The sequence below is a fragment of the Sporosarcina sp. P18a genome (assembly GCF_002743135.1).
Lineage (GTDB): Bacteria > Bacillota > Bacilli > Bacillales_A > Planococcaceae > Sporosarcina.
Genome location: NZ_PDYQ01000001.1, coordinates 427,397 through 441,761, shown reverse-complemented (window position 1 = coordinate 441,761; position 14,365 = coordinate 427,397). Strand labels below are relative to the sequence as shown.

14 protein-coding genes and 1 pseudogene are annotated in these 14,365 nt (G+C 41.2%); all 15 read right to left on the bottom strand.

Translation table 11 applies throughout. The features are described 5' to 3' along the window. Positions 1 to 77 precede the first annotated feature (77 nt). A complete protein-coding gene (locus tag CSV75_RS02230) occupies positions 78 to 704 on the bottom strand; it encodes a hypothetical protein (protein WP_099674571.1) in 627 nt (208 codons plus the stop codon). Positions 705 to 795: 91 nt separating this feature from the next. Beyond that, the gene (locus CSV75_RS02225; RefSeq protein ID WP_099674570.1) at positions 796 to 1,551 is read right to left on the bottom strand and encodes a prepilin peptidase; all 756 of its coding nucleotides are present in this window, start codon (positions 1,549 to 1,551) and stop codon (positions 796 to 798) included. Between the two features lie 11 nt (positions 1,552 to 1,562). Further along, positions 1,563 to 2,249, bottom strand: a complete 687-nt coding sequence (locus tag CSV75_RS02220; RefSeq protein WP_099674569.1) for a pilus assembly protein PilO — start codon at positions 2,247 to 2,249, stop codon at positions 1,563 to 1,565. Next, positions 2,242 to 2,943: a PilN domain-containing protein gene (locus CSV75_RS02215; RefSeq protein WP_099674568.1), complete on the bottom strand. Its 702-nt coding sequence runs from the start codon at positions 2,941 to 2,943 to the stop codon at positions 2,242 to 2,244. The genes CSV75_RS02220 and CSV75_RS02215 overlap by 8 nt, the downstream gene beginning before the upstream one ends. A 1-nt stretch (position 2,944) precedes the next feature. After that, positions 2,945 to 3,937 carry a type IV pilus biogenesis protein PilM gene (gene pilM, locus CSV75_RS02210; protein WP_099674567.1) on the bottom strand — a complete coding sequence of 331 codons (993 nt, stop codon included), beginning with the start codon at positions 3,935 to 3,937 and terminating at the stop codon, positions 2,945 to 2,947. A gap of 361 nt (positions 3,938 to 4,298) precedes the next feature. After that, positions 4,299 to 4,463: pseudogene (locus tag CSV75_RS16740) on the bottom strand (prepilin-type N-terminal cleavage/methylation domain-containing protein); the annotation flags it as partial. A 113-nt stretch (positions 4,464 to 4,576) separates the two neighbouring features. Further along, positions 4,577 to 5,032 carry a prepilin-type N-terminal cleavage/methylation domain-containing protein gene (locus CSV75_RS02200; RefSeq protein ID WP_099674566.1) on the bottom strand — a complete coding sequence of 152 codons (456 nt, stop codon included), beginning with the start codon at positions 5,030 to 5,032 and terminating at the stop codon, positions 4,577 to 4,579. Between the two features lie 117 nt (positions 5,033 to 5,149). Then, positions 5,150 to 6,361 (bottom strand): type II secretion system F family protein, encoded by a 1,212-nt coding sequence (locus CSV75_RS02195; RefSeq protein ID WP_099674565.1) that lies wholly within the window; start codon positions 6,359 to 6,361, stop codon positions 5,150 to 5,152. 2 nt (positions 6,362 to 6,363) lie between these two features. Next, positions 6,364 to 7,401, bottom strand: a complete 1,038-nt coding sequence (locus tag CSV75_RS02190; RefSeq protein ID WP_099674564.1) for a type IV pilus twitching motility protein PilT — start codon at positions 7,399 to 7,401, stop codon at positions 6,364 to 6,366. An 11-nt stretch (positions 7,402 to 7,412) separates the two neighbouring features. Then, a complete protein-coding gene (locus CSV75_RS02185; protein WP_099674563.1) occupies positions 7,413 to 9,080 on the bottom strand; it encodes a GspE/PulE family protein in 1,668 nt (555 codons plus the stop codon). A gap of 15 nt (positions 9,081 to 9,095) precedes the next feature. Continuing rightward, on the bottom strand, positions 9,096 to 10,577 hold the full coding sequence (locus CSV75_RS02180; RefSeq protein WP_099674562.1) for a VanW family protein: 1,482 nt from the start codon (positions 10,575 to 10,577) through the stop codon (positions 9,096 to 9,098). A gap of 20 nt (positions 10,578 to 10,597) precedes the next feature. Then, the gene (locus CSV75_RS02175; RefSeq protein ID WP_144034758.1) at positions 10,598 to 12,094 is read right to left on the bottom strand and encodes a hypothetical protein; all 1,497 of its coding nucleotides are present in this window, start codon (positions 12,092 to 12,094) and stop codon (positions 10,598 to 10,600) included. A gap of 17 nt (positions 12,095 to 12,111) precedes the next feature. After that, positions 12,112 to 12,591, bottom strand: a complete 480-nt coding sequence (locus tag CSV75_RS02170; protein WP_099674560.1) for a hypothetical protein — start codon at positions 12,589 to 12,591, stop codon at positions 12,112 to 12,114. Continuing rightward, on the bottom strand, positions 12,588 to 13,028 hold the full coding sequence (locus tag CSV75_RS02165) for a type IV pilus modification PilV family protein (RefSeq protein WP_099674559.1): 441 nt from the start codon (positions 13,026 to 13,028) through the stop codon (positions 12,588 to 12,590). Before CSV75_RS02165 ends, CSV75_RS02170 begins: the two co-directional genes overlap by 4 nt. A gap of 98 nt (positions 13,029 to 13,126) precedes the next feature. Next, positions 13,127 to 14,338, bottom strand: a complete 1,212-nt coding sequence (locus tag CSV75_RS02160) for a bifunctional folylpolyglutamate synthase/dihydrofolate synthase (protein WP_099674558.1) — start codon at positions 14,336 to 14,338, stop codon at positions 13,127 to 13,129. Between the last annotated feature and the right edge of the window lie 27 nt (positions 14,339 to 14,365).

Below are 14,365 nucleotides of genomic sequence, written 5' to 3'. Positions count from 1 at the left end.
ACCCCCTTTTTCCTAGTGTACGCTATTCCACGCGATTTGAAAAAAGGGCAAAATTCAATTCTCCCCCGTATATTGGATCAAAATTGAATTTTGAAGCACGGGTCTTGATTTGAATAATGCGCCAACAGATGCAGTCTCGCGACAGAGGAATCCTTTGTAAATGCAGTAATGGCGGTCATTTTCTTCGCAAAGTATCCACCTTTTTTCGTGTCTTTTGCAGCTTTAGACAATTCAATTTTCGATAGATCCTCAGCAAACAACGCTTTTTTCACCTCGCCGGCATCTGCAGACTTGCAAGTGCCCGGTGCGACTGTAATTCTCTTCTTGAATGCATCTTCGCCTTCCTTCAAAATTACATCACTCTCTTTCAGCCAGACCGCTCCCCAGACGTAGAACTGCCCCCCAGCTGGCACGATAGCCGTACTTGCGAGACTCGGATTGTCCGCCACAAAATCCGTCGCTGCCTCCTGACTGGAAAACACACCATGCTGCTTGACGAACATAGTATCTCCACCCTCCGCTGCTCCTTCCTGCTCGTCTGTCTTCGGCCCAGTCGTCGCTACCGTCTCATTCGCCTTGTCCTTTTTCTCTCCCGTAGTCGATATCGTTAGCCCGATCACTAGTACTGCGACCAAGCCGATCGCTATCCCTTGCACTAACGCCCGAATCACAATGTTCTTTGAATACGTCCTGCGGAAATTCATTCCATCACTCCACTAGTTTTCTTCCACCATATCAAAATGAACGTAAAAAAAGACGAGACTGTTGTCGTCTCGTCCATAAACATTTACCGATTTAGTTCAACAAACCTGTATACCAACTGACAAGCTGCGTACCATAGAAATAAGCAATGAGTGCAGCGACCGCAATCGAAGGACCGAATGGCACAGGTGTTTTACGTCCTTGCTTCGTCTTTTTTAAGAAAATCATGCCGACAATGGCGCCTATCAATGAAGCGAGAAACAGCGTCACTAACGTCTGCATCGTTCCGAGCACCAAACCAATAACGAAAAACAACTTAATATCGCCACCGCCCATACCGCCGTTCGACACGATGGCAATCAACAGCAACAAACCGAACCCGACCGCAGCACCGAGCAAGCTATCCCACCAAGGCGTCAGCGGACTGACGAAGCGCAAGATGAAAATCGCGATACCAAACGGCAATAAAATTTTATTCGGGATCAACATATATTTTAGATCGGATACCGTTAAAATAACCAACATGGAGATAAATAACCATGCCACAACAAGCTCCCATTGAAATCCGAAGTGTAAATACGCACAGACGAACAGCACACCCGTGATCAGCTCCATCACAGGATAGAGAGCACTGATCTTTTCTTTACATCCTCGGCACTTCCCACGCAAGAACATATAAGAGAAAACCGGCACCAGATCCACTGCCGTCAAATTACGATCACATGTCGTACAGCGAGATGGTGGTGACACGATGGATTCCTTTAACGGCAAACGTATGCCGACTACGTTAAAGAACGAGCCAAACGTAACGCCATAAAGGAAGATAAAACTACTATAGAGCCATTCCATGGATTACCTCCTTACTCTGCCCTCTCAGTACCTGTCAATTTATTGATCGTCGTAGGATCGAATTTCATCGCAGGTGGCGGAGCGTCTACTTTCGGCGCCTCATTTTGTAAATTGACAAGATCCGGACGGAAGTACGCATGGAATGAAATCACAACTTTCATTTCACCGATATCCGATTCCTCTTCCGTTTTCTCGGCAGTCGCTTCGAATTGAATCGTCTCTACATTTATCAGTCGAATCATTTCTTCAATCTCGTAAATGAACGTATCGACTTGCTTATATGTATCTGCAGCGAGTGTCACTTCCATCAACACGGTTTCAAGATTTTGTACATTTTCTGGCAGTAGTTCTATATCGAATACTTCCTTCGAAAAATTAATTTCTTCTATCCGACTATCGGACTTTACTTCTGCCCTATCCAGACGAATCAGCAATGCATCTTCTAACGGAATGACAGGCACAACTTTTTGAAGTGGTGCGGATGTTACGGTTTCATTCACATCTCTATTCGCCAATTGTTTTTGTAAGGAAAACAACACATCACGTTCTGAAGCAAACTGAGCCGCCGTCTGATCCTTCGTTTCTTTCGCTGGCAAGTAGACGTTCGTCACCGTGTAATAGACAAGTGCAATAAGGAAAATGGAAGCCAATACGACTAAACCAATCTCCATCTGACGTTTAGACAAATATTTATTCAACCATATCGCCTCCTTCCGTATTCGCATCTACAGGAGGTTGTAGTTCTTCAGAAGGTTGCTGTGGTTGCTCATCCGCCGGAGCTTCCTCTTGCGGTTCTTGAATCGCATCAGGATCCACGTCTGCATCTGCACCTGGCAATGCACGCTCATCAACAAACTGAATAAAATAGGTAGCGAAATATCTAGGCAAGACATTCTTCCGTTCATCGATGTCCAGTTTTTCCGTTTCAATTCCTTCGAACGTCGCGTCGATCACTAACGACGAAGCTTTCATTCGAGTTAGATAAAGCGCTGGCTCCATCAAGTCATCAAACTGTACTTGCAATGTCACTTCATTAGGTGCAGTGAACGTTAGCTCTTGGAAAAAACCTCGGTCTGGCAAGGCTTTCGAAAGATCTTCTATAAGAGATTGTGTTTTATATTGGTACCCTTTCAAGAACTCGACCGTCGCTGCTAATTGTTCTTTTTCCTGACCGAATGCAGATAAATGCATTTGCGACGTGATACCTTCTTGTTGTTTCTGTATTTCATACGTGGATTGTTGCAACTTTTGAGCTTCATCATCATATTTTTGCGCAATGAAATAAAGCACAGCCCAACTTAGGAGAGCGACTATAAGAATCGCAATCGCTATCCAAAGAAATGTAGCCTTCTCACGGATCTTTTCCGGCAGTAGATTTATATCAACTAACATATTACACCTCTTCCTTCAGCGCGAGACCAATAACTCGGTGGAAATCCGCAGTAATTTCGGTTCCGTCCACACAACTAATCGGCTCGTTCACTAAGGGAAGTGCTTCGATCGTTAAACGTTCTCGTACCATCTGCAATAATTCTTCTTGTTGTGTATATGTACCATTCCACACTAGATGGGTAATAGCGGAATCATTCTCCGCCAAATTAAAGCGATAGAAGTTCGCTAGCTTCTCGAGTTCCATGACAATCGTATCCGGCTCAACTCGTTGCTCTAGCTCTTCGCCTGTTGTCATGCTAAGCGGTACTTCCAGTTCCATCGAGCGAATGAACAAAGGATAATGGGAATAGAAAATAGACACAGTCAAGCTACGACCACGCAAATCAGCAAGGAGAATATGTTCCGACCCATCAAATTGGTGCACATGATGTGCCAAGCGATACAGAGAAAGCGGTGCAATATCGGCCACAACTGGCTCCACTTTTACTGACTTCAGCACTTCCTCATAGGTCTGCATAATACTTTCTTTAGATGCAATCAAAATCGCTTCATTTTGCGATTTATTAGCTGTATACGGAACGACATCAAACACCGGATCATCAAACGGCAAATAAATCGTCGAACCAATTTCGATAAAGAAATGGCTTTTCAGCTCTTCATCTTCCACCGTGTCCGGATACGCAACGCGTCGGATGATGACATATGTATCAGGCGCCAGAAACGCCACGTCACGCTTCACAAGATTCCAATCTTTCACGGTCGTAGTCAAGACTTCACGCAACACGTCCTCTTCGACTATTCGGCCGTCCATGATGATATGTTCGGGTAGCAACATCTCTTTCGCTGTTTCCAGCACGATCGGATTCAAGGACTTTATACGCACGTATCGAATCGCATCGTCGTCAAGTGTTAATGAATGCACACGCTTTTTCCGGCTGAATGTAGGCATAGAAAGTTTGGAAAGCGGGCGTTTAAAATTAGATAAAATCGACATAAATGAACTCCTTCCAGATGAGCAAACGCAAGGTGGTTGGTGATAATTTCCTAGTGAATTAGTTATGGCAAGTATATCAAATGTGATGTTGGAAGGGAAGATTTGGCGGGAATGAAAAGTTCTAACCGCCATTGTAGACAAAGGTCAGAAATGAAAATGTTTTTATTTCTGCACATCTTGATTTTTTCTCCAGCCGCCTGATTTCCTACCTTTATTTCATTGCCTAAGTTGACAGTTTCTTCGGCTGTTGCATTATAGAAAATCACTTTGTTTTTCCAGGCGAAAATGCACAAATTTTGGTTGATGTTACATTCGTAACGACTGATGTACTATTTAAATAGCCACCGTCTTCCATGTACCCTTATGAACTCAAGTTTTGAAGTGAAACAGCCGGCAACATGACAATAACTTCCCTCTTCATTGCTTTATTAACACTTTTATTGAAGATCTTGCCGATTGTTTGTACAGCGATGGCTCCAATGATTCCTACAATTACAATTACTGCGAGAAGTTCAATTAACGTAAGTCCTCTCTAGGATTTAAAAAACTTGATATCATTCATTCGCCCCTGTATGTATTCAACAAAAAGGCGGAAGGCGGGTAAATAATCGCCTTCCGTCCTTTATTAAGTTTATTTTTTTATGGTGTTGCTACTGCACCCTTAATTGTTTTATCGCCTGCTGCACTACCTTTTGTTTTATCTGTATTAATAATCTCAACAGTTGCTGACGTAAATGTCACTTTTTTACCGCCTGCATACTCCGCAGTATTACCACTAATTGAAACAACGTTGTTAGCTGACTTAGCGAATGTCATAGCATCAGTCAACTTTCCTTTGTTGTCAAGATAACCACCATCAACAAGTGTCTTTACAGTAACATCTTTAGCATTTTGATCTTCCGCATATAAAAGATTAGCCGCACTCAAAGCATTCAAAGCATCCGACTTCACCGCATTATACTTCGTGTTCTCAATAATATTCCCAATAGCCGGCACCGCAATCGCAGCAATAATACCCAAAATAACAATAACCGCTAGTAGCTCGACAAGCGTCAAACCTTTTTGATTCAATTTCTTCTGCATAAACTTTTTCATATAATTTCCCCCTTTTGTTTATCGTACTCTATGAGTATAGTATACCAAAGACACTAGTAAATTAACACTAGTTTAATTGAAAAACACTGAAACTATTACTAACATTTGTTATTTCCATTACAAATTATCTATCTGCTCAAACATACTAAACATCGGTAACATGATGGCTAAAACTATAGTCCCGACTATAGCAGCTAAGAAAACAATCATTAAAGGCTCTATCAGAGCTTTTAAGCGGTCTGTAGCAGCTTCTACTTCTTTCTCATAAAAATCCGCAACTTTGGCTAACATGGAGTCTAAAGAACCAGTCTCTTCCCCGATTGCAATCATATGAGGAATTAATGGTGGGAATGCCCAGTGATTTAACATAGGTTCTGTCAAGGATCCGCCACGTTCCATTGATACTCTAGACTCACCAATCACTTTTGAAATGACTTCATTCCCTACCACTCTTTCTGTCATAGACAGGGCCTGTAAAATCGGTACAGAACTCGAAAACATGGAACTTAATGTGCGCGTCATCATAGCGAGGGAAGACTTTTGAGCAATGCTACCGAATATAGGTAATTTCAACAAGATGGTATCCAGAATGTATTTCCCTTTGGGGTTGCTTCTGAACATGATATACCCAACAACTAGAATTGAAACTATAAGAATCAACATGTACCAGTAGCTTGCAATCCATGCACTTGCTGCCATAACCGCACGAGTTAGCCAAGGTAACTGCCCACCAATGCTATCAAACATATCCACGAACATCGGTACGACGAACCATAGAAGAAAAATAACTACGGAGATCGCTATAATGCCTACTACTACTGGATAAGCCATCGCCGATGTGACTTTTTGTCTTGTACGATACGCTTTCTCGAAATGCTCTGCTAATTGATCCAATGATTCATCTACCGTACCAGAAACTTCCCCTGCCGCCACCATGTTTAAAATCAACGGCTCAAACACTTTAGGATGTTTTCCGAAAGCTATAGATAACGCTGTACCCGTGCGTAGATCTTCCTGAACTGCGGTCAAAATCTTCCGAAATGCCGCCTGCTCCACTTGCATAGATAATATCCTCACCGCATCCACAATTGTGACCCCTGCTTGAAGGAGAGTCGAAAACTGCCGTAAGAACATAATCAATTGATCACGCTTCACCGGACTACCGATAGTAATATCTTTCGTTAGCATCGTTTCTTTCTGCTCAACAAGATTTACTACACGAATTCCTTGATCTTTAAGTTTAATCGCCGCATCTCGCTTATTCGTAGCCGTCACCGTACCACGGCGAATCGCTTTCGCATCTCGCCCTTCATATGTAAAACGAGCCACTCTTAATCATCCCCTTGCATAAACGGCAATGCCGCTTCATACGAAATGATTCTCTGATCCATCAAATTCTTTACGGAGTGGTCCATCATATGCATTCCTAGCGCACGGCTTGTCTGAATGACATTCGGAATCTGGTGAATTTTCTCAGACCGTATCAAGTTCGACACAGCGGGATTATTAATCATAATCTCGGTCGCCGCACGTCTTCCTTGCTTATCCATCGTCTGGAATAAACGCTGGGATACGACTGCTTTTAAAACACCTGCCAACTGCACGCGAATTTGTGCCTGTTGCCCATGAGGAAATACGTCTATAATTCTATCGATTGTCGACGCGGCACTCCATGTGTGTAAAGTTGCCAGAACTAAGTGACCGGTTTCCGCAGCAGTGATAGCTGTAGAAATCGTCTCCAAGTCACGCATCTCACCTACTAATATCACATCGGGATCTTGACGCAACGCAGCACGTAAGCCGTCCGCAAACGACAATGTATCAAAACCGACTTCCCGTTGATCGATAATAGAAGAACCGTGCTCATGCATATACTCAATTGGATCTTCTAACGTAATAATATGCTTTCGCATCGTTTCATTCATATAACGAATCATTGCCGCAAGTGTTGTGGACTTACCTGAACCCGTTGGCCCTGTGACTAAAATTAGTCCTTGCGCAGTGTCAGATAAGCTCTTTAACGTTCCCGGCATATTCAAATCATCGATTGTAGGAATTTTTGTAGGAATTGTTCGAAATGCTAAGGATATCGCGCCGCGTTGTTGGAATGCGTTGACACGGAAACGAGAAACGCCAGCGATTTCATAAGAATAGTCAATCTGTCCAGCTTCTTTAAATGCAGGAATCATCTTTTCTGGAATCGTTTGATAAGCAATTTCTTTTGTGTCTTCCTCCGTCATAACGGTTTCACCAAATCGTTTCAAATCACCATGCACTCGAAAAACTGGGGGCACGCCAACAGTCAAATGAATATCAGACGCTTTGATAGTAAAGGCTTCAGTTAATAATTGATCAATTCTTTCAGTCACCGCAAACACTCCTAATCTAGCAAGGCCACCCTCAACACTTCTTCAGTAGTTGTAATGCCTTGTTTCACTTTTTCCAAACCATCATCTATCAGGAATATCGTTTCACTCTTCTCTGCGATTTCACGGAATACAGTAGGCGATGCGCTATTGTTGATCGCATTACGCATTTCAGCATTGATGATCAATACTTCATGAATCGCAATCCTTCCGCGATATCCTGTCATATTACACGCCGAGCAACCTGCACCACGGTGAATCGTTTCAATCGTTTTCCCGCGTCTTGCGAAAATTTCTTTTTCACGATCAGTAGCTAGCTGTGTAGTGCCGCAGTCCCGGCATACACGTCGGATCAATCGTTGAGCTACAATTGCATTAAGAGAGGCAGTCAAAAGGAACGGCTCCACACCCATATCAAGTAGCCGCGATATAGATGCAACCGAATCATTCGTGTGGATCGTGCTCAAAACTACATGTCCTGTCAAAGAAGCACGTATCGCAATTTCTACCGTCTCTTTATCCCGAATTTCACCTACCATGACCACATCTGGATCTTGACGCAATATAGAACGTAACCCCGTCGCAAACGTTAATCCCACATTCGTGTTTACTTGAATCTGATTAATTCCTTCTAATTGATACTCCACCGGATCTTCAATCGTAATAATATTTACCTCTTCGCTATTCAACCGATTCAACGCTGCATATAACGTGGATGATTTACCCGAACCAGTGGGTCCAGAAATCAACACAATACCGTTCGGCTTCTCAATTTCTCCAAGAAAACGCTCTAGATTCGTTGGACCAAAACCAAGCTTTGTCATATCATTCAATGAGCTACTCAAGTCCAAAATACGCATAACGACTTTTTCACCAAAAACCGTCGGTAAAGTCGATAACCGTAAATCGATCGGACGGAAATCAATCATTACTTTGATGCGCCCATCCTGTGGCATGCGTGATTCAGTAATGTTCAAATTCCCCATGATTTTGATTCGGGCTAGAAGCATAGCCTGCATGTGCTTCGGTATGACCCGTTCAGTCTGCAGTTTTCCATCAATTCTAAAGCGGATGATGACTTGGTGTTCTTGAGGATCAATATGAATATCACTCGACTTCATAGAAACTGCACTAGAAATAATCTGGTTCACTAGACGTACAACAGGAGAATCATTATCTACGATGTCATCCTGTTGCTCTGCCTGACTCGCAGTTGTTTCAGGCTCATCAAACAGCAAGTCATCAAATAATTCATCATCATAATATCTAGTGATCGTTCGTGTAATATCGTCTTTTGACGCGATGGCAGTATCTATATGGAAACCAGTAGACAATCGTAAATCCTCAATCGTGTTATAATCCATCGGGTCTGCCATGGCGACGAATAATTTATCTCCATCTTTTTTCAACGGAACAATCATTTTTTGCTGCGCCAAGCCTTTAGGTACAATATTAAACAACTTCGGATCAAACGGATAACGGAATAAGTTGACGTGAGGAATTCCCAGCTGGAACTCCAACACTTCAATCAACTGTTGCTCCGTAATATACCCGCGCTGCAATAACGCATCACCTAGTCGCTCGTCGCGAGACTTTTCTTTCAACGTACTCATTAACTGCTCGTCCGTCAGCAAGCCGGATTCTATTAATAAATCTCCAAGACGCTTTCTAGTTGTCGCCATCTCAATCCCCCTCTATTAATCGATTGGATTACCATTCTTGTCGACCTTTATAAGATTGCCACCTTTATCGTAATCATATTTCACATCATCTTTTCCAGTCGGGACATTTGTGTTACTTGAACCACTTCCCTTACCTGATCCCAAACCACCGCTACCCGTTCCATTACCTGAAGAAGAACCCGTATTGCCCGATCCTGAGCTTCCATCGCTACCTGATCCACCACCATTTGAAGAAGTCGAACCTTTTCCGTTAGATGAAGTAGACGGGTTTTCTGTCGAGCCATTACCTGATGTGTTTCCATCGGTATTGCTAGAAGCACTATCCACATCACTTTCAGGAACTTTCTCTACTATCTTTTTTAAACTATGTCGTTCAATAATAGGTTTCGGCGCATAGAAATCAATTGACACATCTTCAATTTCTTCCAATGAACCGTTTAACAGAATATTCCTTTTAACCGCAACCTCCATGCCTTTCTTGCCTTTATCCACCACTTCAATCGCACCTGCATTTACAAAGGCGCTATAACGGATAACCGTTTTCGGATCATACTTTGTGATTTTCTCCACTTCGGTATCGTAACGATGCACAAACGGTAGACCTTCAATCGACAGTTCCAATTGAGCGCCTGTCCAAGCCGTACGAATCGTGAAGACGGTTTGATTGGGGTTCGTGAACAGGAAATCTAAATCGAGCTTACGATTGATCGCGGCTTCAAATCCTGGTTCAACGCCCGCAGGTAATTCAGAAGAAATATTGCGTTCATCTATCACCCAATTCGTTTGCAATGCAGATTTATACAGGAGAGAAGCCATAATAGTCATTTGACCATCTGTCGCACTAGCAGACTCTTTACCATCCAAATATTCACGGAATGAAAAGGTAGAATTCGGCTGAATCTCTAAACCATTCAAATCGTCCATCAATAAACGCAAACCTTTTTCTAGCTCATCCACTTCATATGCAGCGGAAGCAATCACTTGTTTCTGCTCGTATAAATCAGGTACAAAATTCGCTATATATACTTGTTGTGGCATAATACCGCTCCGCAGCTGAACTTCGAGTTGTGCAGCTATTTTCTCCACATCATCTTCACTAAATGAAAGCGAATGGAAATTTTGTTTCATCACCGTACGAAGTCCTTCACGGGAGACTTTTGCGATTAATGCATTATCCACTCCACTTTTTGCTTCGTTTAATGTAGCATCTGGATCAAAACTTATTACATCTGCTGGAACATCTACTTGATGATCTTGCACAATTAGTTGGACTGATAAGTTCTGTTCCAGCTCCACAAAATTATTTACTAGCTTCTCTTTCGCATCTTTACGATTATGCTTTGATATGTCAAACGGCCCTGCATACGTGTGTTTGCTAAACTTTTTAAAGTTTGAGAAGAAGCCGTCGCCTGCGTAAGCTTGTTGGGCGAAAATAGCGGAGATGACTAGTAATAGAGCACCTAAGATGAGGCTGATTTTGTATTGTTTTGGTTTCATAGTAAATCTCCTGACTTTGATTAATTATATGTAACATCGATTTCAGGAGGCTCCCAATTAGGGTTATCTGAAATGCCTGGACTATCGCTTCCATTTCCACCGCCAACACAGTTATCATATAACGCTTCTGTATTAGCTTTAAATACAGATTCTTTCATCGGAATTAAGTTTGGATATTTGCCAATAATACTTTGGGGTTTGGCTTTTTCTTCCACGAAATAAATTTTGCTACTTGAATCCATTGTTTTCAGATCAATATTATTAAAATCAATATTTCCACCAACACAAACTTTTGAATTGTTTTTAATGACAAGCGACTTCTCTACAACTAAATTTCCTTTAACAACTAAGTTGGAATTGTATATAGAACCTGCTTTCTTCATTGTAAGTTCTTTACCGACTACCATAACTGACTTGCTAGTTAGCGCAAATTTTTCTCCAGTGTAGTTACCGTCGACAACTATTTTCATGTTTTTGAATTCGGTATTTTTCCCGTCCATAGCTCCTTTTGCATAAAGTATAGAATTCGAATAACCCGAGCTAGCATTCTTAAATTCAATACTTCCGGTTGTATATAGATTTGCTTGATTTGCTCCATTTAAGTTTTTCAGTTCAATATTTCCATCAGCATACATGGTTATGTTATTCATAGTATTCATATTAGGTAGCTCAATGTTTCCTTTTGAATATATTTGCGTATTCTTAAAATCTATTCCGATATTCCCATTTCCTTTTGTATAACCGAATGGAAAATACACAATGGAATTTATTGCGGTAAAATGAGTATCAGTAGATTTCTGTCCCAAGCATTTTTCATTGTTAGGATTAGTAGTACATGGTGTAGTTTGCTTATTGCTTTCAATTAAACTTTGAATGTCCACAACGGGAATCGTCAAAGAATTCCCTCCATTGTTTGGCGGGTTGGAAATACTATCCTCAACTAGCAACGGAAAATCAAACAGTAGCTCAAAATCCAAACTTTTCGCTCGCTTGCTTCCTTTTCCATATTCCCCCCGCACTTTGCCTTTGACTAGTAAACCTATATGCCTATCCGCGGAGTCTTTTACTCTAGTATAGTTTACAGGTTCTAAAATACTATAATGTAAAGAATCTGTTGTATCTGGCTTCGTTTTTTCAAGATTAGTGAAGTACAGGTTGAGAAGTTGATCAACCATTTGATTTTGCCGGTTTTTTGCCGCTTGCTTAAGCTCTTCTTGTTTTTTTTCGGGTGTTATACTTTTGTTATTTATCATGATCTTATCGCTCTCATAGTCCAACTTCGTATTGTTCCAAATCTTACGTCTTTCTGCTTTAAATTTATTTATATACAGCCATTTGTAATAATCTACACCCATTTCAGCAGCAGTATATGCCAGGTTGTTGTCATCTACAATACGTTGCTGTTTAGCATTGCTAATCGATCCCCTCATGAAAACAGCACTACCAATCATGATAAATATGATGACAAGCAAGACAAGCACTAATGCATAGCCTTTTTCATTTTTAGGTAATTGCACACGATCGCTTCCTTTCCTCAAGGGGCTTCCTTATATCTGGATAATTCCAATGGGATGGATACTTTCAATTTATCGTTATTTGGATCTACAACCCAAAACTTTGATATTTCTAAATTCCCTCTCTTTGCGTTTACATAGAATCTTTCTTCAGTAGCTTCTGGATTTTTTTGATCTGTATAATACATAAAATTCGTACTAAGAATATAATCTTCTATAGTTTGAGATGACGTTCGGCAATTTCGAACGCTCACTCTTTGAGGCTTCACAACAAATTCATAACTTGAACACTTACGATGTAAACGTTGTGCTTCTGTGGCAATATAATTTGCCTCTTGCTGTAAGCGTAATTTTGCCGTCTCCGATGTATTCATTCGAGTACTTATTGAGAATGTTGTCCAGATGATTACTGAAACTAAAGAGACAAGTAGTAGCGTTGCTAATAGTTCAACAACTGACATTCCTTGCTGATTCTTTCTTATTGTCCACTTTACATTCATAGAGCCCCATCCTCCACATAACCAAACGTCTCACTAATTTCCTTGCCATTCTCATAAATAGAAATTTGTAATCTATGGAGTGTAACAGATGTTTCTGTGAAAGATTTCAAGTCTGATGGTACACGGTATTTCACACGGTATTCGTATTTGGGTTCATCTTGACGTGTATATGTATAAAAAATAAAATCAGATGACGATTCAGTATCTTTCTTGAGAACTGAAACCCCTTCATTATTTTCTAACGGCATCGGATTCTCTTTCCAAAAATTCAATTCTTTTTTAGCCAAATGGATCGTTTCAAGTTTAGATTCTGTCCGAGTATTAAATACATTCATTTGAGAAAAAATCGTCATGAAACTAACGAATACAATACCCAAAATTGTCAAAGCCGCTAGAATTTCGACTAGTGTAAATCCTTTTTCTTTCGTAGTATTCATGACATGACATTCCTCCCGTTTATATTCGTTATATTCTCCTACTAAAACTAAATACCCTTTCCTAAACGTAATAGTCTATAAAACTAACTTTATTAAGCCTATTGTCTCATTAAACTACTTAATAAGTAAAGAGACCCAACAACTACCTTTATGTTTTTTTTCGAACATGTTACATCGACTTCTTCAAACGAAATCACACGACTCGCCTCTATCGGGCAAACTGCTTGCAAATCTTTCGCTTTTGCAGCCTGTGCATGCGAAAAATCTACAAACGTAAAACTATTCGCAAGTGGCGCCAACATTTCCAACGTAGTTTTATAATCTTTCGTATTCAACATTCCTACAACCCAGTCCACTTTCTTTCCTGGAAATTGCTCGGAAATAGTACGTACCAACATACGCGCAGCAGCAGGATTATGAGCTCCATCCATATAAACGTGTTCTGCAAGCTTTTGGAATCTAAACGGCAAAGCTACATTTGCTATAGCTTTAGCCACATGATCTTGTTTCAAAGGAACCCCTGCCAATGATAAAGCTTCTAGAGCAACCGCAAGATTAATTGCTTGATGTGGCCCTTTCATATTACGCACTGGAATTTCAAATGTAGACATACCACTGAAGATCTCAGTAGTCCCTTGCTTCATTGTGAATTCTTCGTCATATGCGCGTACTAAACTTTTATTCGACTTCGCCTCTGACAAGACAATCTCTTTCGCTTCTTTTGCTAATTCCCCTATAACGACTGGAATATACGGCTTAATAATGCCGGCTTTATGCGCGGCAATCTTTTCAACTGTATTACCAAGAAACCCCGTATGATCGAGAGCAATCGACGTGATGACGGACACTAAAGGCGTCACCACATTCGTGCTGTCGTATCTACCACCCATCCCCGTCTCAAGCAAGACGTAGTCCGGTCCTGCATTACGGAACGCTAAAAACGCTGCCACCGTCAGCAATTCAAAGTCCGTCAGCAAACCGCTCAATCCTGCTGCTTCGATCTCCTCAAACACATACTCCAATTCCTCTTGCGCAATTGGCTTTCCATTGATCCGAATCTGATCATGTACATCCAGTATGGCGGGTGAAGAAAATACACCGGTTTCAAATCCATGTGCTTGTAACACCGCTTCCATTACTGCAATCGTCGAACCTTTGCCGTTCGTACCCGCCACATGAATAATTCGCAAATCTTTCTCAGGGTTCAATACACTTGCCAATGCCTTTTCTATTGCATCTAATCCAGGTTTAATCTCGTCGTCACTCATTATGTCAAATTGTTTTTTATATTCATCAAGTTTTGGAATCAAAGAAATTCCTCCTGTGCTAAAATTAAG